24 protein-coding genes are annotated in these 26,277 nt (G+C 40.6%); 23 read left to right on the top strand and 1 reads right to left on the bottom strand.

Annotated elements, in window-relative coordinates; genetic code table 11:
• The first annotated feature begins 86 nt into the window (after positions 1-86).
• The 3 genes from pfkA (at position 87) to QLQ22_RS19155 (ending at position 3,339) form a co-directional block, all read left to right on the top strand.
• Entirely contained in the window at positions 87-1,046 is a 960-nt protein-coding gene (pfkA, locus tag QLQ22_RS19165; RefSeq protein WP_223437163.1) for a 6-phosphofructokinase, read from the top strand.
• 53 nt (positions 1,047-1,099) lie between these two features.
• Positions 1,100-2,860: a pyruvate kinase gene (gene pyk, locus QLQ22_RS19160; protein WP_284015353.1), complete on the top strand. Its 1,761-nt coding sequence runs from the start codon at positions 1,100-1,102 to the stop codon at positions 2,858-2,860.
• 92 nt (positions 2,861-2,952) lie between these two features.
• The gene (locus QLQ22_RS19155) at positions 2,953-3,339 is read left to right on the top strand and encodes an FxsA family protein (RefSeq protein ID WP_252201831.1); all 387 of its coding nucleotides are present in this window, start codon (positions 2,953-2,955) and stop codon (positions 3,337-3,339) included.
• A 44-nt stretch (positions 3,340-3,383) separates the two neighbouring features.
• Here the strand turns inward: QLQ22_RS19155 and ytvI are convergent, their stop codons facing one another.
• Entirely contained in the window at positions 3,384-4,493 is a 1,110-nt protein-coding gene (gene ytvI, locus QLQ22_RS19150) for a sporulation integral membrane protein YtvI (protein WP_423246212.1), read from the bottom strand.
• Between the two features lie 218 nt (positions 4,494-4,711).
• Between ytvI and QLQ22_RS19145 the strand changes: the two genes are divergently transcribed.
• From QLQ22_RS19145 to ytxC, 20 genes are all read left to right on the top strand, one after another.
• A complete protein-coding gene (locus QLQ22_RS19145; protein ID WP_223437157.1) occupies positions 4,712-5,170 on the top strand; it encodes a DUF441 domain-containing protein in 459 nt (152 codons plus the stop codon).
• 393 nt (positions 5,171-5,563) lie between these two features.
• Positions 5,564-6,682, top strand: a complete 1,119-nt coding sequence (gene citZ, locus QLQ22_RS19140) for a citrate synthase (protein WP_223437155.1) — start codon at positions 5,564-5,566, stop codon at positions 6,680-6,682.
• Positions 6,683-6,912: 230 nt separating this feature from the next.
• Positions 6,913-8,181, top strand: coding sequence for an NADP-dependent isocitrate dehydrogenase (gene icd, locus QLQ22_RS19135; protein WP_223437153.1), 1,269 nt, complete (start codon positions 6,913-6,915; stop codon positions 8,179-8,181).
• 66 nt (positions 8,182-8,247) lie between these two features.
• Positions 8,248-9,186: a malate dehydrogenase gene (gene mdh, locus QLQ22_RS19130; RefSeq protein ID WP_223437151.1), complete on the top strand. Its 939-nt coding sequence runs from the start codon at positions 8,248-8,250 to the stop codon at positions 9,184-9,186.
• Between the two features lie 80 nt (positions 9,187-9,266).
• Positions 9,267-9,743, top strand: coding sequence for a MaoC/PaaZ C-terminal domain-containing protein (locus QLQ22_RS19125; RefSeq protein ID WP_284015352.1), 477 nt, complete (start codon positions 9,267-9,269; stop codon positions 9,741-9,743).
• A gap of 277 nt (positions 9,744-10,020) precedes the next feature.
• Positions 10,021-10,740 carry a response regulator transcription factor gene (locus QLQ22_RS19120; RefSeq protein ID WP_223437148.1) on the top strand — a complete coding sequence of 240 codons (720 nt, stop codon included), beginning with the start codon at positions 10,021-10,023 and terminating at the stop codon, positions 10,738-10,740.
• A complete protein-coding gene (gene pnpS / locus QLQ22_RS19115; protein ID WP_223437145.1) occupies positions 10,733-12,493 on the top strand; it encodes a two-component system histidine kinase PnpS in 1,761 nt (586 codons plus the stop codon). The genes QLQ22_RS19120 and pnpS overlap by 8 nt, the downstream gene beginning before the upstream one ends.
• Before the next feature lie 218 nt (positions 12,494-12,711).
• Positions 12,712-13,692: an FtsH protease activity modulator HflK gene (gene hflK, locus QLQ22_RS19110; protein ID WP_223437143.1), complete on the top strand. Its 981-nt coding sequence runs from the start codon at positions 12,712-12,714 to the stop codon at positions 13,690-13,692.
• A complete protein-coding gene (hflC, locus tag QLQ22_RS19105; RefSeq protein WP_284015351.1) occupies positions 13,682-14,617 on the top strand; it encodes a protease modulator HflC in 936 nt (311 codons plus the stop codon). Before hflK ends, hflC begins: the two co-directional genes overlap by 11 nt.
• Before the next feature lie 144 nt (positions 14,618-14,761).
• On the top strand, positions 14,762-17,392 hold the full coding sequence (polA, locus tag QLQ22_RS19100) for a DNA polymerase I (RefSeq protein ID WP_284015350.1): 2,631 nt from the start codon (positions 14,762-14,764) through the stop codon (positions 17,390-17,392).
• 12 nt (positions 17,393-17,404) lie between these two features.
• Positions 17,405-18,229, top strand: coding sequence for a DNA-formamidopyrimidine glycosylase (gene mutM, locus QLQ22_RS19095; RefSeq protein WP_284015349.1), 825 nt, complete (start codon positions 17,405-17,407; stop codon positions 18,227-18,229).
• 66 nt (positions 18,230-18,295) lie between these two features.
• Complete coding sequence (ytaF, locus tag QLQ22_RS19090) at positions 18,296-18,931, top strand: sporulation membrane protein YtaF (protein ID WP_223437135.1); 636 nt, start codon at positions 18,296-18,298, stop codon at positions 18,929-18,931.
• 17 nt (positions 18,932-18,948) lie between these two features.
• Positions 18,949-19,554 carry a dephospho-CoA kinase gene (gene coaE / locus QLQ22_RS19085; RefSeq protein WP_223437133.1) on the top strand — a complete coding sequence of 202 codons (606 nt, stop codon included), beginning with the start codon at positions 18,949-18,951 and terminating at the stop codon, positions 19,552-19,554.
• A gap of 124 nt (positions 19,555-19,678) precedes the next feature.
• The gene (locus QLQ22_RS19080; RefSeq protein ID WP_252207247.1) at positions 19,679-20,701 is read left to right on the top strand and encodes a glyceraldehyde-3-phosphate dehydrogenase; all 1,023 of its coding nucleotides are present in this window, start codon (positions 19,679-19,681) and stop codon (positions 20,699-20,701) included.
• A 466-nt stretch (positions 20,702-21,167) separates the two neighbouring features.
• Entirely contained in the window at positions 21,168-21,548 is a 381-nt protein-coding gene (gene speD / locus QLQ22_RS19075) for an adenosylmethionine decarboxylase (protein WP_070877709.1), read from the top strand.
• A 152-nt stretch (positions 21,549-21,700) separates the two neighbouring features.
• Positions 21,701-22,099, top strand: coding sequence for a cytosolic protein (locus tag QLQ22_RS19070; protein ID WP_223437129.1), 399 nt, complete (start codon positions 21,701-21,703; stop codon positions 22,097-22,099).
• Between the two features lie 74 nt (positions 22,100-22,173).
• Positions 22,174-22,632 carry a transcriptional regulator NrdR gene (gene nrdR, locus QLQ22_RS19065; protein ID WP_223437127.1) on the top strand — a complete coding sequence of 153 codons (459 nt, stop codon included), beginning with the start codon at positions 22,174-22,176 and terminating at the stop codon, positions 22,630-22,632.
• A gap of 60 nt (positions 22,633-22,692) precedes the next feature.
• A complete protein-coding gene (locus QLQ22_RS19060) occupies positions 22,693-24,102 on the top strand; it encodes a replication initiation and membrane attachment family protein (protein WP_223437126.1) in 1,410 nt (469 codons plus the stop codon).
• 19 nt (positions 24,103-24,121) lie between these two features.
• The gene (gene dnaI / locus QLQ22_RS19055; RefSeq protein WP_223437124.1) at positions 24,122-25,057 is read left to right on the top strand and encodes a primosomal protein DnaI; all 936 of its coding nucleotides are present in this window, start codon (positions 24,122-24,124) and stop codon (positions 25,055-25,057) included.
• Positions 25,058-25,276: 219 nt separating this feature from the next.
• On the top strand, positions 25,277-26,101 hold the full coding sequence (ytxC, locus tag QLQ22_RS19050) for a putative sporulation protein YtxC (RefSeq protein WP_284015348.1): 825 nt from the start codon (positions 25,277-25,279) through the stop codon (positions 26,099-26,101).
• Positions 26,102-26,277 lie beyond the last annotated feature (176 nt).

The raw sequence follows: 26,277 nt of genomic DNA, 5'->3' as shown, positions 1-26,277 counted from the left end.
AATTCGACATTTGTCGTTTCTTGTCTATTGTGTTGCCCATTTCTTCATGTTATTTTAATATCACATACTACTTTGGGGTGAGAAAAATGAAAAAAATCGGCGTATTAACTAGTGGAGGAGATTCGCCTGGTATGAACGCGGCCGTGCGCGCTGTTGTACGTAAAGCGATCTACCATGATGTAGAAGTGTACGGAATTTATCACGGTTATTCTGGATTAATTGCTGGACATATCGAAAAGCTTGAGCTTGGATCTGTAGGAGATATTATCCACCGCGGGGGTACAAAGCTCTATACTGCACGCTGTCCTGAATTTAGAACAGTTGAGGGACAATTAAAAGGAATCGAGCAATTAAAGAAACATGGAATAGAAGGCTTAGTTGTCATCGGCGGAGACGGTTCTTATATGGGAGCCAAAAAGCTGACTGAACATGGTTTTCCATGTGTAGGCGTTCCGGGAACCATTGATAATGACATTCCAGGCACTGATTTTACCATTGGATTTGATACTGCACTTAATACAGTAATTGATGCTATAGATAAAATTCGTGATACTGCAACATCACATGAACGTACATACGTGATTGAAGTCATGGGAAGACATGCTGGAGATCTTGCGTTATGGTCGGGTCTTGCAGGCGGAGCAGAAACCATTCTGATTCCGGAAGTTGACTATGACATGGAAGATATCCTTGCACGTTTAAAGCATGGAACAGACCGGGGCAAAAAACACAGTATTATCATCGTGGCTGAAGGCGTTGGAAGCGGAGTGGACTTTGGAAGAAAAATTGAAGAGGCTACAAAACTTGAAACACGCGTATCTGTTTTAGGGCATATACAGCGCGGGGGATCACCGACTGCGTTTGACCGTGTGCTTGCAAGCCGTCTTGGCGCTTATGCTGTAGAACTATTGCTTGAAGGAATAGGCGGACGTGCAGTTGGCATTCAAAGCAATAAACTGACAAACAATGATATCCTTGAAATTTTGGATACTCCGCATACAGTTGATAAGAACATGTACCAGCTTTCAAAAGAATTATCAATCTAAATGATATCTGTTTGGTATCGTTTTCATACCTATTAACAGGAGGAATATATCGAATGAGAAAAACGAAAATAGTCTGTACGATCGGCCCTGCAAGTGAAAGTGTTGAAAAGCTTACGCAATTAATGGAAGCCGGAATGAACGTTTCACGCTTGAACTTCTCACACGGAGATTTCGAAGAGCACGGAGCACGAATCAAAAACATCCGCGAGGCTTCAGGAAAGCTTAATAAGGATATCGCAATCCTATTGGATACTAAAGGACCTGAAATCCGCACACACTCCATGCAGGAAGGAGCAATCGAGCTTGTTGCAGGTTCAGAAGTGATCGTTTCAATGACTGAGGTGCTTGGAACTGCTGATAAGTTCTCTATCTCATACGAAGGACTAATTGATGATGTACATGCAGGCTCAATCATTTTGCTTGATGATGGACTGATCGGACTTGAAGTTCTTGAAATGAATAAAGAAGCGAAAGAAATCAGAACAAAGGTTTTAAACACAGGGACATTAAAAAATAAAAAAGGTGTGAATGTACCTGGCGTGAGCGTTAAGCTTCCAGGAATCACAGAAAAAGATGCAAATGATATTGTTTTTGGAATTGAGCAGGGAGTAGACTTCATCGCTGCGTCATTCGTACGTCGTGCAGCAGATGTTCTTGAAATTCGTGAATTGCTTGAAAAGCACGGTGCCGGCCATATTCAAATCATTCCTAAAATTGAAAATCAGGAAGGTGTCGACAACATCGACGAGATTCTTGAGGTTTCAGATGGTTTAATGGTTGCACGCGGTGACTTGGGTGTTGAAATTCCTGCTGAAGAAGTGCCATTGGTTCAAAAAGAACTAATTAAAAAGTGCAATGCTTTAGGCAAACCGGTCATTACAGCTACGCAAATGCTAGACAGCATGCAGCGCAACCCTCGTCCGACACGGGCAGAAGCAAGTGACGTTGCAAATGCTATTTTTGACGGTACAGATGCGATCATGCTATCAGGTGAAACGGCTGCAGGATCTTATCCGGTTGAAGCTGTTCAAACGATGAATAACATTGCGTCACGTGCAGAACAGGCGCTTGATTATAAGCAAATTCTTGCAAAACGAAGTGAACAGGCTGATATGACAATTACGGATGCAATTGGACAATCGGTTGCGCATACAGGCCTTAATTTGCAGGCTGCTGCTATTGTCGCAACAACTGAGAGCGGTCATACTGCCCGAATGATTTCTAAATACCGTCCTAAAGCTCCGATCGTTGCCGTTACTTCATGTGAGTCAGTATCCCGCAAGCTTGCTCTTGTTTGGGGAGTCTACCCGCGCAATGGTGAGAAAGCAGCATCAACAGATGAAATGCTTGACCAGGCAGTAGAAGAGTCATTACAGTCCGGAATTGTTAAACATGGTGATTTAGTAGTCATCACTGCAGGCATTCCTATCGGCGAAACTGGCACAACGAATTTAATGAAAGTTCATGTTGTTGGCGATGTGATAGCTAAAGGGCAGGGAATCGGCCGCAAAACAGCGTTTGGCAAAGTTGTCGTAGCAAGCTCTGCTTCTGATGCTGAATCAAAAATGATTCAGGGTGCTATTTTAGTTTCTCAAAGTACAGATCGCGATATGATGGGTGCACTAGAGAAAGCTTCAGCATTAATTACAGAAGAAGGCGGATTAACAAGTCATGCTGCTGTAGTTGGCCTGAGCCTTGGAATTCCGGTTATCGTAGGAGTAGAAGATGCAACTTCTATCCTGAAAGATGGACAGGAAATTACAGTTGATGGATCACGCGGTGCCATTTATGAAGGACATGCAAGTGTTCTTTAAGAAAATACAGTAAAAAAGAGAAGGGCTTTTCCTTCTCTTTTTTGCATGCATTCCATATACTCTTTATATATGACAAAATGAGGTGCATTTAGATGAGATATTTGCTGCCGTTTTTAATTATCATCCCAGCATGTGAAATCGGCATCCTGCTTTTCTCAGGTAAAACGATCGGAATCATTCCAACTATCCTTATGATTATTGCTACTGGAATAGCTGGAGCATGGCTTGCAAAGAAGCAGGGAATGGAAGCAATCCGAAAAGTTCAGCGGGAAATAAGCTTTGGGAATATACCTGGTGATGCCATAATAGATGGTCTTTGTGTGCTTGTCGGGGGGCTGCTTCTATTATCACCCGGTTTCCTAACAGATTTAACTGGGTTTGTTTTATTAATACCGGCAACAAGGAAATTCGTAAAGCCGCTTCTCCAGAAATGGATCAGCAGGCTGATTGACCAAAATCGATTTACGATCATACGATAGAGCCGCTCTGAGCATATTGCATCAGCGGTTTTTTTAGCTTCCTATCATGATTTCCTGGCAGTGATAAATGTCCAAATATCTTCAAATACTCTTGCATTATGAAGGGCATTGAAAATGACTAAAGCCACAGGACCCGCAATTAAACCGAGAAATCCAATCAGTTTGAATCCAACAAATAATGAAATCAGAGTAGCCAGAGGATCAAGCCCAATCGTTGAGGATAAAATCTTGGGCTCCATCATTTGACGCTGAATCAAGATAATCAGATATAAGACACCTAAACCAATTGCAAATGGCAGATCGCCGCTGAATGCCGAATAAACAATCCATGGAACAAAAACCAAGCCTGTTCCCAGATAGGGAAGCAAATCTACTGTTCCAATTAGCAAAGCAATCGTTATTGCATAATCCACCCTCAGAAAGAGTAACCCTATTAATACAATAATCGTTGTGATGCTGATTAAAATCAGCTGCGCTTTAATAAAGCCAAGCAAAGCTTTTTTTAGATCATCAACCACCGTTCTCCCGCTTTTTCTTGCTTTAAGAGGAAGATACTTTCGCAGCAGTTTTTGAAATTTGTACCAGTCTTTGCTGATAAAAAAAGCAGCCAGCAAGGAGAAAATCGTTACTGTTGCGGCGTTCGGCAGCCAACTGATCAACAGAGGAATATTCTCAAGCAGCCCTTTTAAAAAGTCGGCTGCATTCGATCCGATTTGTTCACCTGCATTTTGAATGTTGGCAAGTATCGTAGCCTGCTGACTTGAATCAAGCGTGTTAAATAATGCAGCAATATCTTCATAGATGGGAAGCACACGATCCCCAATGAATGTCTCAATATAAACAACCAGAGTTTTGAAATGCTCAGGAACGGACGACGCCAGGTAGGTTGTTCCCGTTACGAGTTCTGCGATAAGCAATGTAATGATTCCTGCAAAAATGACAAACAGGAATGCGATTGAAATAAAAACCGCAGCACTTCGGACCATTTTTGTTTCAAGCACATTGACCATTGGATTAATAAGAATCGCAAGAATGAGACCTATAATAAACGGGTAAGTAAGAGCCGAGACATAATAGACAGAGGCGAGAGCAGCTGCAATGATACATACAACAGCAAGTGCTCTGGCAGCAACTTGTATTAAATATGCATTCAAATGTTTCCCTCCTGTTTTTCATTCAGAATTTTTATAGGATAAGAAAGGATATTAATTTCCATACTCGTGTCCAGCTCCACCGCCTAACTCCTCGGCCAGAACGGCTCCGCCAGCAAAGGCAAAAAGCGCCTTTTCTGTCGGATCCTTATCTGTCTGCCTTAGCTAACCAGGCGGTTCCGCTTTTCTAAGTAGATACATGTTTGAAAGGGTGTAAGAGAATGAATCAACCTGTCCTATTTTTAATCATATTATTGATAGTTGGATTTCTTGCCAAAAATCAGTCATTAATGTTTGCAGTCGGCTTTTTACTTGTAATCAAACTGACTGGGCTTGATACTAAATTGTTCCCGCATATCCAGGCAAAAGGAATCAATTGGGGCGTAACTGTTATTACGATTGCCGTTTTGGTGCCGATTGCGACCGGTGATATTGGATTTAAGCAGCTGACAGAGGCAATGCGATCATCCTACGCATGGATTGCTTTAGGAGCCGGGATTGCTGTTGCCCTTATTGCCAAAAATGGCTTGACGCTTCTTTCAGAAGATCCTCATATAACAACAGCTCTTGTCTTTGGAACTATTTTAGCGGTGTCTTTATTTGGTGGAGTTGCAGTCGGCCCGCTGATTGGTGCGGGTATTGCCTATTTAGTGATGCAAACAGTTAAATTTTTTGGTTAATATAATAAATTCTGATACAATAAGTGAGAAGGCGCCCTAAAAACTCATTATTCTTCTTTAATATCATTTTTCTGACAAATTTTTTGGTTCTGGAAATTCTTTTCGTTCACAAAAATCAGATAATTGTTTATAATGGGTATAGGCAGTTTAATTCCGCCTTCTTATTAATTAAAGTCACAATTGAAGATAACATTCGATGTGGCTATTATATTAGCTGCTAATGTAAGCATTTTCTTTTTAAAAAATGCTAGTGTATTGAGCAAGCGCTCGGTCGTTTAAACGATTGAAAGATTGGGCAAATAAAAAGAAAAAGACCAGTTTGTCGAATGCTATCTTTTATTGTTGACGAGAAGAGCGGATCAATGGGGATATTTTTGCAAAGGAGAGATTTACATGACAACAACACGGGGTCTAGAAGGAGTAGTTGCTACTACTTCATCTGTAAGTTCAATTATTGATGATACTCTTACATATGCGGGGTATAACATCGATGATTTAGCAGAGAATGCTAGTTTCGAAGAGGTTGTTTATTTATTGTGGCATAGAAAGCTTCCGACGAAAGATCAGCTTGCAGAAATTAAAAAAGAGCTTGCTGAAAATGCAGAAATACCGCAGGAGGTTATCGATCACTTTAAATCATACGATCTAAAATCTGTGCATCCGATGGCAGCTCTCCGTACAGCTGTTTCTCTTCTTGGATTATTTGACAGTGAAGCAGATGTAATGGATCCGGAAGCTAACTACCGCAAAGCGATCCGTCTTCAGGCAAAGCTGCCGACAATTGTTTCAGCATTTGCCCGCATCCGCAAAGGACTTGAGCCTATTAAACCAAAATCAGATGTTAGTTTAGCAGTGAATTTCCTGTATACTTTAACTGGGGAAGAGCCGAGCGGTGTTGCAGTGGAAGCTTTTAATAAAGCATTAGTCCTTCATGCCGATCATGAGCTGAATGCATCTACATTTACAGCACGCGTATGTGTAGCTACATTATCAGATGTTTATTCCGGCGTAACTGCAGCAATCGGTGCTCTTAAGGGACCTTTGCATGGCGGAGCAAATGAAGCGGTAATGAAAATGCTCAAAGAAATCGGCGACATTAATAACGTGGAGTCATACTTGCATGAAAAGTTCTCCCGAAAAGAAAAAATTATGGGCTTTGGACACCGTGTGTACCGCCAGGGAGATCCTAGAGCGAAACATCTGAAGGAAATGTCTGAAAAATTGACAAATCTTACAGGTGAGCCGAAATGGTTTGAAATTTCTACTAAAATTGAAGAAGTTGTAACAAGTGAAAAATCCATTCCGCCAAACGTAGATTTCTATTCTGCATCCATGTACCACAGCTTAGGCATTGATCATGATTTATTCACGCCTATCTTTGCTGTTAGCCGTGTATCAGGATGGCTCGCTCATATTCTCGAGCAATATGAGAACAACCGTCTGATCCGCCCGCGTGCAGATTACACAGGGCCGAATATGCAGAAATATGTGCCAATGGACAAGCGGGGCTGATCTCCCTTAATCACACAAGAGGCCCTTTTCGGTAAAACTGAAACGGCCTCTTATTGAAGAATCAGAAGCCCGCAGTTTTAGCTTTTCAAGTAGAGCCCATCGCCTGACTCCTCGGCCAGAACGGCTCCGCCAGCAAAGGTAAAAAGCGCCTTTTCTGCCGGATCCTTATCTGCCTGCCGGAGTTAACCAGGCGATTCCATTTTTATATTACATAACAGGAGGTCATTATTTTGACACAAGGACAAAAAATTACAGTTGCAGATGGAGTATTAAACGTACCTAACAATCCTATCATTCCATTTATCGAAGGGGACGGAATTGGTCCTGATATCTGGGCGGCTGCTTCACGCGTTTTAGAGGCAGCAGTTGATAAAGCATATAATAGTGAAAAGAAAATTGAGTGGAAAGAAGTTTTAGCTGGAGAAAAAGCATTTAACAAAACTGGAGAATGGCTCCCTGAAGAAACACTCGAAGTAATCCGCGAATATTTCATTGCTATTAAAGGACCTTTAACTACTCCAGTAGGCGGAGGAATCCGTTCATTGAATGTTGCTCTTCGTCAAGAGCTTGACTTGTTTACTTGTCTTCGTCCTGTACGCTATTTTAATGGAGTTCCTTCTCCAATTAAGCGTCCTGAAGATACAGACATGGTGATTTTCCGTGAAAATACGGAAGATATCTATGCAGGTATTGAGTATGCTAAAGGATCAGAAGAAGTAGAAAAATTGATTTCTTTCCTTAAAAATGAATTAGGCGTTAATAAAATCCGTTTCCCTGAAACTTCAGGCATCGGTATTAAACCTGTTTCTGAAGAGGGAACTCAGCGACTCGTGCGTGCAGCAATCAATTATGCAATTAAAGAAGGCCGCAAATCAGTTACACTCGTTCATAAAGGAAACATCATGAAATATACTGAAGGTGCTTTCAAGAACTGGGGCTATGAACTGGCTGAAAAAGAATTCGGAGATCAAGTATTTACTTGGGCTGAATACGACCGCATTGTAGAAAAAGACGGCAAGGATGCTGCAAACAAAGCACAGCAGGATGCAGAAGCTGCAGGCAAAATCATTGTAAAAGATTCGATTGCAGATATCTTCCTTCAGCAGATCTTAACTCGTCCGCGTGAATTTGACGTAGTTGCAACAATGAACTTAAACGGAGATTACATTTCTGATGCCCTTGCTGCTCAAGTTGGCGGAATCGGTATTGCTCCTGGAGCAAATATCAACTATGAAACTGGACATGCTATCTTCGAGGCTACTCATGGCACAGCTCCTAAATATGCGGGACTTGATAAAGTAAATCCATCATCTGTTATTCTGTCTGGTGTGTTAATGCTTGAGCACTTAGGCTGGAATGAAGCAGCTAAATTAGTTGTGGACGCAATGGAAAAATCAATCTCAGATAAAGTAGTAACGTATGACTTTGCCCGTTTAATGGACGGCGCTAAAGAAGTAAAATGCTCTGAATTCGCTGATGCTTTAATCAGCAAAATGTAAGTAAACAAGGTAAGGCTATTTTTCTTATAAGAAAAATAGCCTTACCATGTAAAGGAGATGTTTTAAATGGGAATGAAACGTAAAAAGGTATCAGTCATAGGCGCCGGCTTCACTGGTGCGACTACGGCATTTCTATTAGCTCAAAAAGAACTTTCAGATGTTGTATTAGTAGATATTCCGCAGCTTGAGAATCCTACTAAAGGAAAAGCTTTAGATATGCTTGAAGCAAGCCCTGTTCAAGGATTTGATGCAAATATTATTGGAACAAGCGATTATGCCGATACAGCTGATTCTGATATTGTCATCATTACAGCAGGCATCGCCCGCAAACCTGGAATGAGCCGAGATGATCTAGTTCAAACAAACCAAAAAATTATGAAGAGTGTTACAAAAGAAATTGTAAAATACTCTCCAAATACAATTATTATCGTATTAACTAATCCTGTTGATGCAATGACATACACTGTGTATAAAGAATCAGGATTCCCGAAAAGCCGTGTTATCGGACAATCAGGAGTACTTGATACAGCGCGCTTCCGTACATTCGTTGCTCAAGAGCTGAATCTTTCTGTTAAGGATGTAACAGGTTTTGTACTAGGCGGACACGGAGACGATATGGTTCCGCTAGTACGCTACTCATATGCAGGCGGAATTCCGCTAGAAACACTGATCCCGAAAGACCGTTTAGAAGCAATCGTTGAGAGAACACGCAAAGGCGGCGGAGAAATTGTTAACTTATTAGGCAATGGCAGCGCGTATTACGCTCCAGCAGCTTCATTAGTCGAAATGTCAGAAGCGATCCTTAAAGATCAGCGCCGCGTAATCCCTGCGATTGTCTACTTAGAAGGCGAGTATGGCTATAAAGGAATTTACCTTGGCGTGCCAACTATCCTTGGCGGTAACGGGCTTGAGCAAATTATTGAACTTGAATTAACAATTGACGAAAAAGAAGCTTTAACAAAGTCTGCAGAGTCTGTAAAAAGCGTAATGAAAGTTCTTTCGTAAAAAACTGAAGTTGGGGTGAAATCCCCAACTTCTTTACTAAATGAATTGTAAACGTTTTCAATTTTGGAGGTGACCCGAAAATGCTGCTTGGCAAAAAAAGAAAACTTGGGAGACAAATCGAAGAGATTAAAACAGGCGAAAAATTAACGCTTACTGAAAAGATTGAAGATAAAGATCTGCTCCTGTATCTTGGACTGACGAATGACGCGAACCCGCTGTACATTCAGCATGACTATGCCTCTTTAACACCTTATGAAAAACCGATTGTACCAAGTATCATGCTGACAGGAATTATTACTTCTGCTGTTTCGAAATATTTGCCGGGACCAGGAAGCCATATTCTGCAGCAGAACCTCTCTTTTCCCCTGCCAGTCTATCATTACAGCATGATTCAGTTTTTCTTTGAAGTCACAGATGTAAATAAAACAGAGAATCAAATTACCTTGCGTGTAGAAGCGCTAAATGAAAAAGAAGTGACTGTTATCGAAGGAACGATCACTGTCGTACCGCCAGTTCAGCTTTCTTCAATGGACGGACATGCTCTTGAAAACTTTTAATCCTAAAATACCAGCGTCCTAAAGCGGATGCTGGTATTTTATTTTAATAAATATCCCGGATACATGTACTTTTCTACTTCTCCATTATGAATCCAATAGGAATTTGTCTGCTTTTTATTGGTCATTCTAATGAATAGGAACCTGCCTATTTTAAGCAGGATTTGCACGATCTGAAAGAAAACGTTTGTTCAATTGCATCTATCCTCTATAATGGAGATATAAAAAGAGATAAAGCAATTTGGATTGTTTGGGGTAAAACTATTTGGTGGAGGCTTATATGAGTAAGAAAATTCTGGTCGTAGATGATGAACAATCAATATTAACCTTGCTTCAATACAATCTTATTCAAGCGGGTTTTGAAGTCATTACAGCAATCGATGGAGAAGAAGGTCTTGAAAAGGGTTTAAATGAATCGCCTGATTTAATGGTGCTGGATCTCATGCTTCCCAAAATGGACGGCATAGAGGTATGCAAACAGCTTAGACAAAAGAAAATCATGGTGCCTATTCTTATGCTAACGGCTAAGGATGATGAATTTGATAAAGTTTTGGGTTTAGAACTGGGCGCAGATGATTATATGACAAAGCCTTTCAGTCCAAGAGAAGTAGTTGCGAGGGTAAAGGCTATCTTAAGAAGAACTCAGACTTCAGCAGATACAGAAATCAAAGAGCTCGATACTTCTGATAGAATGATGATTGGAGATCTGAAGATTCTCCCGGAACATTATGAGGCATATTACGGAGATGAACGTCTTGAGCTGACTCCCAAAGAATTCGAACTTCTTGTTTATTTAGCCAGACATAAGGGACGTGTGCTTACAAGGGACCAGCTGTTGAGCGCAGTATGGAACTATGATTTCGCCGGAGATACCCGAATCGTTGATGTTCATATCAGCCACTTGCGTGAAAAAATTGAACGAAACACAAAAAAACCGCTTTACATAAAAACGATAAGGGGACTGGGATACAAGCTCGAGGAGCCTAGAATGGATGAATAGGTTTCGCTCACGCCTGATATTTGCTATTATCACACTGATTATTGCTGTTTTAATTGGCCTCGGGCTGCTTCTTGGTCAAATATTCGGCAGTTATTATATGAATTCTTTTCAGGAGCGGATAAAAGAAGAGGCAAAAATAACTGAGCTTTTTATTCAGGAAAAAGGATTTGCGTCTCCTGATTTCGATTCGTTTCTTCAAAATTACAGTGATACAATCAATTCCCATATTACAATCTATGATCGAAACGGAAACGTTTTAAAGGATGCAGGACCTTTTCAGCAAGACCATGATGCCATTGCGAAAGAAATTCTGCTGAAACACCGCAATTCCAAAAAAGGATTCAAACTCAATATTGAAGAAGACAATCTTTATTTTTACGGTTTGCCTTACATTGAAAAGGATGTGAAGCAAGGATACATTGTCCTGAGTTCTACAGAAAACTCTTTAAAGAAAATCAATCAGCAGATCTGGATTCTTCTCATTGCAAGCCTTGGTTTGGCTCTTCTCGTTATTCTTCTGCTTGCGGTAAGAATTACGTCGCGCTATACGCGACCAATTGAATCTGCAACAAATGTGGCCATGGAGCTTGCAAAAGGCAACTATAAAGCGAGAACGTATGAAGACCATATGGATGAAACAGGCATGCTGAGTCAATCAATAAATATACTGGCAAGAAATCTTCAGGATATGAACCGTGCCCAGGAAATGCAGCAGGATCGTCTGCAGACTTTAATAGAAAATATGGGCAGCGGATTGATTTTGATTGATGGAAGAGGGTATATCAATCTTGTCAATCGTGCATACAAAGAATTATTTAATATTGAATCTACCGACTTTTTATATAAGCTGTACTATGAAGCATTCCAGCATAAAGAAATTGTGGATTTGGTCGAGCACATCTTTATGACTGAAATTAAGGCGAGAAAACAGCTGCATCTTCCGCTGAAAATAGAGCGCAGGCATTTTGAAGTCTATGGTGCTCCGATTATTGGCACAAACGATGAATGGAAAGGCATCGTTCTGGTTTTTCATGATATTACGGAACTTAAAAAGCTTGAGCAAATGCGAAAAGACTTCGTTGCAAATGTATCTCACGAGCTGAAAACGCCAATCACATCCATAAAAGGCTTTACGGAGACCTTGCTTGATGGTGCACTTGAGGACAAGCAGACACTGGAGTATTTTCTGTCTATCATTTTAAAGGAAAGCGACAGACTGCAAACGCTGATTCAGGATTTGCTGGATTTATCGAAAATTGAACAGCAGGGCTTCAAGCTCAATCTTCAAAACTGCAATGCAAAGGAAATCCTTGAAGAGGTCATTATCATTCTTAAAAGCAAAGCAGATGAGAAAGAAATTGAGTTATCACTGCATGTAAATTCAGGCGAACTCTATGTGTATGGGGATGTGTATCGTCTGAAGCAAATCTTTATTAATCTCATAAGCAATGCTTTGAACTATACCCCTAAAGGCGGCAGAGTTCAGGTGTTTTTAAAAGACGGTGAAAGTTACGCAACTTTTATTGTCAGCGATACAGGCATTGGTATTGAAAAAGAAGAGATTCCGAGGATTTTTGAACGTTTTTACAGAGTAGATAAAGCGAGAAGCCGGAACTCAGGAGGAACGGGCCTTGGGCTTGCTATTGTGAAACATTTAGTTGAAGCGCATAAGGGCCAGATTTTTGTAAACAGCACGGTAGGCGAAGGAACGACGTTCACAGTAAAACTAAATAAAAATCATCATTTAGATTAGTTTTACATTATATTTACATCACATTTAATTTTACTTAATAAAGTGCTGTTAATATAATAAGTGAAAACCCCTTCATCCAAGGAGCCAATCTTTTGGACGAGAACATTCCCTGTTCTCGTCCCTTTTTTTGTTCGTATAGATAAAAATGCTTACAAATAAATGAAACCTTTTCTTGGGAATTGCGTAAATATTTATGAAGGGAAAAAGGGGGCGTAGAAATGATCAGCATCAAGCGCATTTATACAATAATCGGAGCTGTCTTATTAGTTATTGTTTTAGCTATTATCGCTTTTACAACCTGGTATACGGTCGATGAATCGGATCAGGCTGTTATTATTACATTTGGTGAAGTGGAAGAAGGCATAAGTGAACCTGGACTTCACTTTAAAATGCCGTGGCCAATTCAAAAAGTAGAAAAACTGTCAAAAGAAACATTCAGTCTTCAGTTTGGGTACACAGAAAAGGATGGAGATGTGAAGTCATTTCCAAAAGACACAAAAATGATCACGGGTGATGAAAATATTGTTTTGGCTGATATGGTTGTGCAATGGAAAATCACCAATCCTGAAAAATATTTATTTAACTCTGAGGATCCTCAGGAAATTTTATATGATGCTACATCTGCCTCATTAAGAAGTATTATCGGAAGTTCAATTATTGACGATGCACTGACATCCGGAAAAGTTGAAATCGAGGAAGATGTACAGGAGCTTTTAATTTCCCTCGTTGAAAAATATGATATCGGTATTTCGGTCCTTGCTGTGAAGCTGCAGGATGTTGATCTGCCGAATGATGAGGTTCGCAAAGCCTTTACAGATGTAACAAGTGCCCGTGAAACGATGAATACAAAAATAAATGAAGCAAAGAAATATTCAAATCAGCGTACTCAAGAGGCAGAAGGGGAAAAAAATGCATTAATCTCAAAAGCAGAAGGTGATAAAACCGCAAGAATTGAGAAAGCACGCGGTGAGGTGGCTACTTTCAATGCCGTTTTGAGTGAATATCAGAATGCAAAGGGAATCACTGAAAAACGCTTAATCCTTGAGACGATTGATCAAGTACTGCCGGGAGCAAGCATTTATTTCATGAAAGATGACGGAAACACAATGAAGTATTTCCCGATTGGAGAAATGCAAAAACAAACAGAGGCTATGCCTAAAGCAGCAGATGAAAAAGGAAGTGATAAAAATGGCCAGTGATAATCTAGTCAAAATGAAAAATGAGCGCAGAGATTTCAGCGGATACCGGAAGTATATCCGCACGGCGATCTGGTTCATTTTAACGCTGATCCTTGCTGTTATGCTGCTGACAAATCTTTTCGTTGTTAAAGAAAATGAGTACAAAGTAATCCGCCAGTTTGGGGAAGTTGTTAAAATTATTGAAAAACCAGGTTTGCACATAAAAATACCATTTGTACAAACGGTATCTTCCATTCCAAAATACCAAATGACTTTTGATGTAGAAGAGGCGGAAATTAATACAAAAGATAAAAAGCGCATCTTGATAGATAACTATGCTGTGTGGAAAGTAGATGACCCCAAAAAATTGATTGCCAATGCAAGAACACTTGTCAATGCTGAAACAAAGATGGCTGAATTCACGTTCTCTACTGTTCGTTCTGAACTTGGGAAATTGAACTATGATGAGATCATCAACGATGAAAAATCTTCACGGGGAAGCATTAACGATAAAGTAACAGATATTGTGAATTCACTTCTTGAAAAAGATGAATACGGCATCAGTGTAACGGACGTCCGGATTAAACGAACAGATCTTCCTGAAGATAATGAGGAATCGGTTTACACCAGGATGATCTCAGAACGTCAGTCTACAGCCCAGGAGTATTTATCTATGGGAGATGCCCGGAAAAATACGATCATTGCAGAGACAGACCGGACTGTAAAAGAAATGCTTGCTAAAGCGGCTGCAGACGCAGACGTCATTCGAAGTCAAGGTGAAAAGGAAGCAGGTAAGGTATACAACAGTTCCTATTCAAAAGATCCTGAATTCTATGAACTGTATCGCACTCTGGAATCATACAAGAAAACAATCGGCAAGGAAACAGTCATCATTATGCCGTTTGACTCTGAGTATGCAAAAACATTGATGGGTGAGACGGAATAATCTTTAACACCTTTAAAGAAATAATAAGCCCTTGATTTTCTTTCTATCTGCCTGTCATGGTAGAATAGAGAAAGATAATCATGGGTTTTTTTTATAAAAAAACATATTTTCAGGTGCAATTTTTACTACAGGAGGTTCATTTGGATGACAAAAAAACTTGTTCTCATTGACGGGAACAGCATTGCCTATCGCGCTTTTTTTGCATTGCCGCTGCTGAATAATGATAAAGGTGTACATACCAATGCTATATATGGATTTACTATGATACTTATGAAAATTCTTGAGGATGAAAAACCTTCCCATCTTCTAGTTGCATTTGATGCAGGGAAAACTACCTTCAGACATGAAACGTATAAAGAATATAAGGGCGGAAGACAAAAGACACCGCCAGAGCTGTCGGAGCAGTTTCCGTTTATCCGCGAGATGCTGGATGCCTACAGCATATCAAGATATGAACTTCCAAATTTTGAAGCGGACGACATAATAGGAACTCTATCAAGACAGGCCGAGAAGGATGGATTTGAAGTGAAAGTCATCTCCGGCGATAAAGATTTAACTCAGCTTGTTTCAGAGCATATCACTGTTGATATTACTAGAAAAGGAATTACTGACGTTGATTCATATACACCGGAGTTTGTTCAGGAGAAATATGGACTTGTTCCGGCTCAGATTGTGGATATGAAAGGGTTAATGGGTGATAGCTCGGATAATATCCCCGGAGTACCAGGAGTAGGAGAGAAGACAGCAATTAAGCTTCTTAAGGAGTACGAAACGCTTGAGCGGCTCCTTGAGTCACTTGATCAGGTGACCGGGAAAAAGTTAAAAGAGAAGCTCGAGGAAAATAAGGACCAGGCCATTATGAGCAAGGAGCTTGCAACAATCAACTGTGATGCACCGGTAGAAATCACATTGGATGATGTGCAGTACGGGGGCTACGATGTAAAGAGTGTAATAGGGATTTACAAAGAGCTTGGATTCAATTCGCTTCTCGATAAGCTTGGAGCGGAAGCAGACATTGAGGAACAGCCAATTGAGGATGTCCAATTTGAAATTGCAGAAGATATAACAGATGACCTCCTTACAGATGAAGCTGTTCTAATCGTGGAAGTATTGGAAGAGAATTATCATAACAGCGACATTATCGGCCTTGCCATTATAAATGAGAACGGAAACTTTTATGTTCCGACCGATCTTGCTTTGAAATCTGAAAAGTTTTCAAAATGGGCATCAGATGATACGAAGCGGAAAACCGTTTACGATGCTAAACAATCAATTGTGGCTCTTCATTGGCAGGGAATTGATCTGAATGCAGTTGAATTTGATGTTTTGCTTGCGGCATACATCCTCGATCCTTCACAAACGTTTGATGATGCTGCAAGTGTTGCCCGTCATAAAGGAATACATATCGTTCAGTCTAATGATACTGTATATGGAAAAGGGGCCAAGCGGAGGATTCCGGATACAGAAAGGCTTGCAGAGCATCTGGTCCGGAAAGGAAAAGCTCTTCAAACAGTCAGGGAAAAACTTCAGCTTGAACTGGAGGAGAATGAACAGCTTGCGCTTTATCAGGAACTTGAAATGCCGCTTTCGATCATTTTAGCTGATATGGAAGCAACTGGTGTAACGGTGGATGTGGACCGTTTAAATGATATGGGCCAGCAGCTGACTGAACGGTTAAAAACTCTTGAAGAAAATATCCATCGTTTAGCAGGGGAAGCATTCAACATTAATTCTCCGAAGCAGCTCGGCGTGATTTTATTTGATAAGCTTCAGCTTCCAGCTGTAAAGAAGACAAAAACAGGATATTCTACATCTGCAGATGTTCTTGAAAAACTTGCAGACAGGCATGAGATCGTTCAGGAAATCCTCCATTACCGTCAGCTTGGGAAGCTGCAGTCAACTTATATTGAAGGGCTGCTGAAAGTTGTTCACCGCGACACAAATAAAGTCCATACAAGATATGTTCAGACATTAACGCAGACAGGGCGTTTAAGCTCGACAGATCCAAATCTGCAGAACATACCAATCAGGTTAGAAGAAGGGCGTAAAATCCGCCAGGCCTTTGTCCCCTCTGAACCAGACTGGGTAATGTTTGCTGCAGACTATTCTCAAATTGAGCTGAGAGTTCTTGCCCATATAGCAGGAGACATCAATTTAATTGAAGCCTTCCAAAATGATCTGGACATTCATACGAAAACGGCAATGGATGTGTTTCATGTTGAAGCGGAAGCCGTGACATCCAATATGAGAAGACAGGCAAAAGCCGTAAACTTTGGTATTGTTTACGGCATAAGTGATTATGGTTTATCTCAAAGCTTAAATATCACCCGTAAAGAAGCGGGTGAATTTATTAAACGTTACCTGGAAAGCTTCGATGGTGTCAAAGAGTATATGGAAGAAATCGTTCAGGAAGCAAAGCAAAATGGCTATGTAAAAACACTGCTGCAGCGCCGCAGATACATTCCTGAGATTACAAGCAGAAATTTCAATGTGCGCAGTTTTGCCGAAAGAACGGCTATGAATACACCGATACAGGGAAGTGCAGCTGATATCATTAAAAAAGCGATGATAGATATGGCTGCACAGCTGAAAGAAAAGAACCTGAAAACACGATTATTGCTGCAGGTGCATGATGAACTGATCTTTGAAGCGCCTAAAAGTGAAATCGAAATTCTGGAAAAATTGGTTCCGCAAGTGATGGAGCATGCCGTTGAACTAAAGGTGCCGCTTAAAGTTGATTATTCATTCGGATCATCATGGTATGACGCAAAATAAGGAAGTGATACGATGCCTGAACTGCCAGAGGTAGAAACCGTAAGACAGACACTTATTGAACTTGTAAAAGGAAAAACAATCGCAGCCGTTTATATTCATTGGCCTAAAATCATTAAAAGACCGGAAGTGACTGAGCAATTTCAGGATGCTGTCGCTGGTCAGACAATCCATGATGTAGGGAGAAGGGGAAAGTTCCTGAAATTTTTCCTTGATGACTATGTGCTCGTTTCACATCTGAGAATGGAAGGAAGATACGGCTTATATAAGGACTCTGACCCCATTGATAAACATACCCATGTTGTTTTTGCGATGACAGACGGTACAGAACTGAGATATAAAGATGTACGCAAGTTCGGAACAATGCATCTTTTCAAAAAGGGAGAGGAGGAACTCGATCTTCCCTTATCTCATTTAGGACCTGAACCTTTTTCTGAGAATTTTACAGTGAGTTATCTAAGCGAAAAGCTCCAAAAAACAAATCGGAAAGTAAAAGTTGTCCTGCTTGATCAAAAAGTGATGGTCGGACTAGGGAATATATATGTTGATGAGGCTTTATTCCGGGCGGGCATTCACCCTGAACGCCCTTCAAACGAGTTATCAGATGAGGAAATCGTAAAGCTTCACAATGAGATTATTCTTACTTTAAGTGAGGCGGTTGAAAAAGGCGGCAGCACCATAAGATCCTATGTCAACACACAAGGGCAGATTGGTATGTTCCAGCTTGAACTGTTTGTTTACGGAAGAACGAATGAGCCGTGTAAAGTTTGCGGAAAAACGCTGATAAAAACAGCTGTAGGGGGCAGAGGAACACACTACTGCGAAAATTGCCAGCGATGAGACTTTAACAACTCATAGGCCATTGTCATATACTACCGTAGCTTTTTTGCGGAAGGGGCATGGTTTATGGTTGCAGCTGCATCACTCTTTTTATTAGCATTTGCAGTAAGTTTGGATAGTTTTTCAGTCGGGTTTACTTATGGATTAAGAAAAATGAGCATGCCATTTAAATCAATCGTTATTATTGCCTGCTGTTCGGCAGTGACTTTGCTTTTTGCTATGGGAGCAGGTCATCTGCTTACGTCATTTCTCCCCCATAGTCTGACTGGAAAACTTGGAGGCATGATCTTAATTGCCATTGGAGCGTGGGTTCTTTATCAGTTTTTTCGGCCTGTAAAAGAAATGACGCAGGAAGAATCGGAGAAAACACTGCTCAACTTAGAGATTAAATCTTTCGGAATTGTGATAAATATATTAAGCAGGCCTACTGCGGCGGATATTGATAAATCAGGAACCATTACAGGAGTAGAGGCGCTGCTGCTGGGTTTTGCGTTATCACTTGATGCATTTGGAGCCGGAATTGGAGCTGCTCTTTTAGGGTATTCGCCTATATTAACAAGCTTGCTGGTAGCTGTTATGAGCTCATTGTTTGTAGCGTTTGGGATAAAATCAGGCCATCTCTTTTCACGGTTTGCCTGGATGGATAGACTCACTTTTTTACCAGGTGTCCTGCTGATTATTTTAGGCGTCTGGAAGCTGTAGGGGAAGGAGGGTTCAAATTGACATTGGCGATTGGATTAACAGGAGGCATAGCCAGCGGAAAGAGCACAGTCTCAAACATGTTTAAGGATGCAAATATCCCGGTAATAGATGCAGATGTAATCGCCAAACAAGTAGTGGAAGCAGGAGAACCAGCTTACCATTTAGTGGTAGAAACATTTGGGCGCAGCATCTTAAAAGATGATGGTGCAATTGACCGTGAAAAGTTAGGCAGCATCGTCTTTCAAAATGAAACAGAGCGAAAAAAATTAAACGGCATCGTTCATCCTGCTGTCCGCAAGGAAATGCTGAAACAAAAAGAGGATGCCGAAAGAAGAAATGAGCCTGCGGTTGTGCTGGATATTCCTCTCTTATTTGAAAGCAATTTAGCACATATGGCAGACGTAACAGTTGTTGTATATGTAGATTCCCAGGTGCAGCTTGAGCGTCTGATGAACCGGAATCAATTGACAAAACAGGAAGCCGAGTGGCGGATACAGTCACAGCTGCCTCTGAAGGATAAGAAGGACAAAGCTGATGAAGTGATCGATAACAATGGCTCGCTTCAGTCTACGAAAAGACAATTTGAAGACTTAATGAAAAAATGGAATCTTGCTTCTAAATGAAGCTTGATTCTTTTTTTTTTGAAAAAAAACGAAATTAATCATCCTATTAGTGGTCAAATGTGATATACTATTTATGAAATTAAGCATATATTAGTATATCACATAATCCGGAAGGGGTAATGGTATGAAAGCGAAGATTGCCATTAACGGTTTTGGTCGCATTGGGAGAATGGTATTTAGAAAAGCAATCTTTGAAGAGGGTTTATCGATTGTAGCGATTAACGCCAGCTATCCGGCTGAGACGTTGGCGCACATGATAAAATATGATACAAATCATGGGAAATTCGAGGGAGAAGTTATTCCATTCGATGATTATTTACTTGTAAATGGACAAAAAATCCAACTGTTGAATTTCAGAGATCCCAGGGATTTGCCATGGGGATTGATGGATATTGATATCGTCATTGAAGCAACGGGTAAGTTCAATGACGGCGAAAAAGCTATGTACCATGTACAGGCAGGGGCTAAAAAAGTAGTCCTGACGGCACCTGGCAAAAACGAAGATGTAACAATTGTGATGGGAGTAAATGAAGAGGCTTACAATAATGAACAGCATGTCATTATTTCAAATGCTTCCTGCACAACAAACTGTCTCGCGCCAGTTGTAAAAGTACTTGACGAGCAATTCGGAATTGAAAACGGATTAATGACGACAGTACATGCGTACACAAATGATCAAAAAAACATAGATAACCCTCATAAAGACCTTCGCAGAGCAAGAGCCTGCGGCCAGTCCATTATTCCAACAACTACAGGAGCAGCAAAGGCACTGTCACTCGTATTGCCGCATCTTAAGGGAAAACTGCATGGGATGGCGCTCAGAGTGCCGACACCAAATGTTTCACTGGTAGATCTTGTGGTGGATGTGAAGAGGGATGTAACGGTTGAAGAAGTAAGTTCTGCATTTATGACTGCAGCAAGCGGACCTTTACAAGGAGTGCTGGACTTCACGACAGAACCGCTTGTTTCTATAGATTTCAATACAAACCCCCACTCTGCTATCATTGATGGTTTATCAACAATTGTGATGGCGGGCCGTAAAATAAAAGTACTGGCCTGGTATGACAATGAATGGGGATATTCATGCAGAGTCGTTGACCTTGTTCAATTTGTTGCTTCAAAAATGAAGCGGCTGTCTGCAGTTTAATAGGATGATAAGATGAAAACAGGCTGCGCTGGCAGCCTGTTTTTTTATGTCTAAGGAATCTGAGCTGGAGAATGTAAATAGATAGATTAACGGATGTACAGCATCTATGCGTTTAGATAATGTTATAAAACCGTCTTAAGCGGTTGAAACAAACGTTCTCAGTTTCATAAATTTAACCATCACCACAAAAAAGAGGATAGTAAGAAAAAATGGGCTTCTCTAAAATCAGTTTTGGCGGGCTCTGCGGTTCATGTGAGAAACTGTGCTGTATTTTTTCAAAAAAAGTTTGTTGCAAAAACAAACTAAAGGAAGTATACTATTTTTCGTGAACTTCTTACTAAGCACGGCCTTGTGGCTACTTAAAGGGTTAGGACCTCTTTGGACTAACTTTCCCCCGTGGTAGTTGAACAAACCATTTGCGAAGAATTCATGTAAACTAATTTTGCTAAAGGGGGATCCATTAAAAATGGAAACAATGGGACGACACGTTATCTCAGAATTATGGGGATGCGACTTTGATAAGCTAAACGACATGGAATACATTGAAAAAACGTTTGTAAATGCTGCATTAAAATCAGGTGCCGAAGTACGAGAGGTTGCCTTTCATAAATTTGCTCCACAAGGTGTAAGCGGAGTTGTTATCATCTCTGAATCACATTTAACGATCCACAGCTTCCCTGAGCACGGATATGCAAGCATCGATGTATACACATGCGGTGACTTAAATCCAAATATTGCTGCTGACTACATTGCAGAAGCTCTTGGAGCACAAACTCGCGAGAATATTGAAATTCCGCGCGGCATGGGTCCTGTACAAGTTAAACAAGCTCAAGTAAAAGCTCTTTAATGATGAATCATTTTAATGTAAAATAAAAGAGGTGCAGCAGCACCTCTTTTTTCTTATGTTTCTGAAATGTTCTTTTATAATAAAAACCTGCACTTTTGTCTAAGAATTACAAGTTTACATATAGAAAACAATAAAAGGAGCTTTATCCGACTATGAGCATACTGCGAAAAATGAAGGTTTTTCTTTCTACAGGTCAAGAAACGTCCGAAAATCACTATGACGACGATTTAAAAAGCCATTATTATAAAACAACTGCAAAAAAGGCAATTGAAGCTGTTGAAAATACATTCAGCAAACAGCCCGGTGCGACGGTAACATCTGTTTCAGAAGACCGAGGCGAAATCAGCATTGTGATTGACAAGCCGAAAAAAGCGCTGATGATTATCACCATCGTTTCGGTGAGACCATATGAAACAGCCATTGATTTTAATGTATCAGCAGACACTAAATTGGCAAGCGATTTCGGATTCAGCCGGAAGCTGATTATTGATGCCTATGAAAAGCTGAACAAGGCACTGCCGTTTATTGGAACCGGACTGTATCCAAAGTGATTCTTGCAGCATGTCATTTATTTTCATGAAAAATAAAGAAACAACCCTGATGCTTTTGGATTGGAGCTGGTAGTATGAAATGTCCAACATGTCAGCATAATGGAACAAGAGTGCTTGACTCTCGGCCTGTGGATGAAGGGAAATCGATTCGAAGACGACGTGAATGCGAGGAATGCCAATATCGGTTCACAACCTTTGAAAAAGTGGAAGAAATTCCACTGATTGTTGTAAAAAAAGAAGGCGTTAGAGAAGAGTTCAGCAAGGACAAAATCCTGCGGGGCTTGATTAAGGCTTGCGAAAAACGCCCTGTGCCTCTTACGAAATTAGAGGAAATCGTACAGGATATTGAAAAGGAATTAAGAAATCAAGGAATCTCAGAAGTAAACAGTGAAGATATCGGCGAGATGGTAATGGACAGACTTGCACACGTTGATGAAGTTGCATACGTCCGGTTTGCTTCAGTTTACCGTCAATTTAAAGATATCAATGTTTTCATTCAAGAGTTATCAGAACTGATTAAAAAGGTGAAATAAAGAGCTCGTGAAGGAATCGCTTCAGGCTCTTTTTTCAACTTATGAAATAGAGGGAAAGTAATGGACAAGCATTGGAATCAGTTATTGCCTGTTGATCGGTATTTGGTCAAAATGAATGGTGTCCTGCAGGATTTTGACAGGAAAGTTTTGACGCTGCTTTATCAGCCGCTATTAGGTGCAAAATGCTATGGTCTTTATATGACGCTTTGGGCGGAGCTTGAACAGGACCGGATGTGGAGCGAAGAAACGACACATCATGGGCTGATGTCCCTCATGCAAAGCAACCTGAGAGAAATCTATGAAGAGCGGATTAAACTTGAAGGCATCGGATTATTAAAAACGTATCAAAAGGAACAAAGTGACACTAAGCTGTACATCTACGAATTAATGCCTCCCCTGAAGCCTGCTGATTTTTTTCAGGATGGGGTATTAAACATTTATTTATATAATCGCGTTGGGAAAAACAAATACAATCAGCTGAAAAAGTTTTTTGCAGACAGCAGTCTGTCTCCTGATCTTGTTCAGATTACCAGACCGTTTAATGAGGTATTTAAATCTCTTCAGCCGAGTGAAATGATTTCCAGACTCACAGATGAGGTGCAGGAAGACCTTGAACTTGAAAAAGGATCAGAATTTTATCATTCAGGAGAAGCCGCATCGCCTCAGATGACAGATGAAGTGTTTGATTTTGATTTATTTTTTGCAGGGCTGTCAGAAGCTGTCATTCCCAGAAAATCCATAACAAAGAAAGTGAAAGAAACCATTAAAAAGCTTTCATACTTGTATGGCATTGGTGCAATGGAAATGAAGAATGTCGTGATGAATGCAATTGACGCAAATGAAACAATCCGGATCGACAGTTTGAGAAAAGCTGCAAGAGACTGGTATCAGTTTGAACACGGCGAAAAATTGCCTGCACTTGCCGATAAAATCCAGCCGGTTTTACTAAGATCTGAGACTTCCTCAAAAAAAGAACTGTCTCAGGAGGAAATGCTGATCAGACAGCTGGATTCAATATCGCCAAAGCAGTTTTTAATGGATCTTGCAGACGGTATTGAGCCATCAGCTGCAGATCTGCAGATCGTTGAAGAAGTAATGTTTAAGCAAAAGCTTCATCCTGGCGTCGTTAATGTTTTAATTTACTATGTAATGTTAAAAACAGATATGAAGCTATCGAAAACATATGTGCAAAAAATTGCAAGTCACTGGGCAAGAAAACAAGTATCCACTGTGAAATCGGCTATGGAGCTTGCAAAGCAGGAGCATCGACAATATCAGGAGTGGGCCGAAAAGAAAACCGTTTCTAAAACAGGCAGAAAGCTGATACGGAAAGAGAAGCTTCCTCAGTGGCTTAAAGAAGACCTGGAAAAACCTGATACCAAAGAAGAAGTCAGCCAAACAGAAGTGGATCTTGAGCGGAAAAGGCTTGAAGAAAAAATAAAACAATACAGACAGCAGCAGTCAGATTAACAATTGGAGGTGAATCCAAGTGGAATCGATTAATAAAACATTAAGCGGACTTGCGGGCCGTGAGGATTTTCAAAAACGGATGAGTGCGATGAAAGCACAAATTATGAAGAATCCCGATATTCAACAATTTCTGAGTGAACATCGTACAGAAATTAATGATGCGATGATTAACAGAAGTCTAATCAAGCTGTATGAATATATCGGCCAAAGCAAGCGGTGTGCAGATTGCCCAAGTCTGTCAGAGTGCAAGAATTTAGTTGAGGGATATCATCCCAAGCTCATTCTTCAGGGGAAAACGATTGATTTAAAATATGAGGTTTGTCCAATGAAGGAAGCGGAGGATGAACGGAAAAAACATCAGGCTTTAATTAAATCCATGTTTATTCCCCGTGATATTCTTAATGCGAAACTTGAAGATATTGACCTTAAAGAAGACAGCAGAATAAGAGTTGTCAATATGGTGCTTAGCTTCAGCGAAGAATATGAGGCAGGAAAACAGGTAAAGGGAATGTATCTATACGGTTCGTTTGGAGTCGGCAAAACCTATATACTTGGAGCCATTGCGAACGAGATCGCCAAGAAAAAAATCCCTTCCATGCTCGTCTATGTTCCCGAATTTATGAGAGAGCTGAAGAGCTCGCTCCATGACAATTCACTTGAAGACAAGATTGATGCCGTTAAAAAAGTGAAAGTGCTTATGCTCGATGACATTGGCGCAGAAGCGATGTCCAGCTGGATTCGGGATGATATATTAGGCTCTATTCTTCAATATCGCATGCTTGAAAATCTTCCGACATTTTTCACATCAAACTTCAGCATGAAAGATCTGCAGAGTCACTTAAGTGTTACGCAGCGCGGGGAAGAAGAACCTGTCAAATCAGCGCGGATCATGGAGAGAATTAAATATCTTGCCGATCCTTATGAGTTAAAAGGACGAAATTGGCGGGAGAGATAAATATGCAGTGCCAGACACAGTTCTACAGGGACTGTGTTTTTTATTTATTTTTAAGTAAGTATAAAAATGCTGCGATTTGATGGCAATCGGACGCCCAGAACCTCGGGTCAGAACGGAAAGGAGCTTGCGCGTTTCTAATTCCCTATAAAAAAGAATTCTATTTAACGGTTCTCCGCCATATACATGAAATCAGGTATTGGCTAAAAAGGGGGGACAACCATGATCGAAATATTTTTCAATTCTCCGCATGAAGCAGAAACAGTCCACAATATGATTGATCATGAGCGTGATAAATGGAAAGCTGAGATTGTTAGAATAAAGGAACATGGAATCCAGATTGAAAGCAATGATCCAGGTGAGATGATTAACGTCCTTCTGATTCCGGTGATCGTCCGCTACATCCTGAAGTACAAAGAATCTCACATGATGCTGTCCATCCTCAAAGACAAATTCTTTTTCCAAGAGCCAGAGGAACAACAGCAAATTATACATATTGCCGAGGCGATTATTGAAGGCGAACGCAGCGAGATTCCAAACGTTGATCAGCTTCCGCAAAGGGAAACTCCCATCTATGAAGCTCTGGCCGATTTTATCAGGCCAAATCTGTCTTTTGCTCTTCCATCCTTTATAAAGTTCCGTCTTCACCAGTATGTGGAGCGTTTATATAAATATATTGAGGTTGCGATCGAAGAGTACAAGCTCGAGCAGGAATATCAGACTTTTATTCAAAGTTTAAGAGATTATGCCATGAACAGAGAAACGAAAGTGAACGTGCTTCACATCGTGCATGAAAAAGAGCTGACAGTTTACAATGAACATTTTGCTGAACTGAGCCAGGATGAGCTGATGAAGTATATTGACCGGTCTTTTATTCATCAGCATCCTATGTACATTGATGCCTCGCTTTTGGCGCCGCTGGTGTCAATTGCTCCAAACAAAATTCATTTATATACCGATTCACCTGACTTTGGCATGATACGGACGATACAGAATATCTTTTTGGAGCGGGTAAACATTTATCCCAGAAAAATGTCCGGTATTTAAGAAAAGCGGAAACGGCCATTTAGCCCAGGCATGACAGATAAGAATCAGGCAGAAAAGTTCGGGTTTGACTTTTTGGGCGGGATTTGTTCTGGCAAGGGAGCTGGGAGATGAAGCCAGTCACCAATGCTGATACTACCTTATCTTATAAAAAAAGCTGAATAATCTTGATTTCCCCT

It is taken from the genome of Metabacillus hrfriensis, assembly GCF_030127205.1.
GTDB lineage: Bacteria > Bacillota > Bacilli > Bacillales > Bacillaceae > Bacillus_P > Bacillus_P dongyingensis.
The sequence above is the reverse complement of the archived record's forward strand: the minus strand, read 5'-3'. Positions and strand labels throughout refer to the sequence as shown.

Coding starts and splice junctions, on each gene's coding strand:
- pfkA (WP_223437163.1), top strand. CDS start 87: ATGAAAAAAATCGGCGTATTAACTAGTGGAGGAGATTCGCCTGGTATG.
- pyk (WP_284015353.1), top strand. CDS start 1,100: ATGAGAAAAACGAAAATAGTCTGTACGATCGGCCCTGCAAGTGAAAGT.
- QLQ22_RS19155 (WP_252201831.1), top strand. CDS start 2,953: ATGAGATATTTGCTGCCGTTTTTAATTATCATCCCAGCATGTGAAATC.
- QLQ22_RS19145 (WP_223437157.1), top strand. CDS start 4,712: ATGAATCAACCTGTCCTATTTTTAATCATATTATTGATAGTTGGATTT.
- citZ (WP_223437155.1), top strand. CDS start 5,564: ATGACAACAACACGGGGTCTAGAAGGAGTAGTTGCTACTACTTCATCT.
- mdh (WP_223437151.1), top strand. CDS start 8,248: ATGGGAATGAAACGTAAAAAGGTATCAGTCATAGGCGCCGGCTTCACT.
- QLQ22_RS19125 (WP_284015352.1), top strand. CDS start 9,267: ATGCTGCTTGGCAAAAAAAGAAAACTTGGGAGACAAATCGAAGAGATT.
- QLQ22_RS19120 (WP_223437148.1), top strand. CDS start 10,021: ATGAGTAAGAAAATTCTGGTCGTAGATGATGAACAATCAATATTAACC.
- pnpS (WP_223437145.1), top strand. CDS start 10,733: ATGAATAGGTTTCGCTCACGCCTGATATTTGCTATTATCACACTGATT.
- hflK (WP_223437143.1), top strand. CDS start 12,712: ATGATCAGCATCAAGCGCATTTATACAATAATCGGAGCTGTCTTATTA.
- hflC (WP_284015351.1), top strand. CDS start 13,682: ATGGCCAGTGATAATCTAGTCAAAATGAAAAATGAGCGCAGAGATTTC.
- polA (WP_284015350.1), top strand. CDS start 14,762: ATGACAAAAAAACTTGTTCTCATTGACGGGAACAGCATTGCCTATCGC.
- mutM (WP_284015349.1), top strand. CDS start 17,405: ATGCCTGAACTGCCAGAGGTAGAAACCGTAAGACAGACACTTATTGAA.
- ytaF (WP_223437135.1), top strand. CDS start 18,296: ATGGTTGCAGCTGCATCACTCTTTTTATTAGCATTTGCAGTAAGTTTG.
- QLQ22_RS19080 (WP_252207247.1), top strand. CDS start 19,679: ATGAAAGCGAAGATTGCCATTAACGGTTTTGGTCGCATTGGGAGAATG.
- speD (WP_070877709.1), top strand. CDS start 21,168: ATGGAAACAATGGGACGACACGTTATCTCAGAATTATGGGGATGCGAC.
- QLQ22_RS19070 (WP_223437129.1), top strand. CDS start 21,701: ATGAGCATACTGCGAAAAATGAAGGTTTTTCTTTCTACAGGTCAAGAA.
- nrdR (WP_223437127.1), top strand. CDS start 22,174: ATGAAATGTCCAACATGTCAGCATAATGGAACAAGAGTGCTTGACTCT.
- QLQ22_RS19060 (WP_223437126.1), top strand. CDS start 22,693: ATGGACAAGCATTGGAATCAGTTATTGCCTGTTGATCGGTATTTGGTC.
- ytxC (WP_284015348.1), top strand. CDS start 25,277: ATGATCGAAATATTTTTCAATTCTCCGCATGAAGCAGAAACAGTCCAC.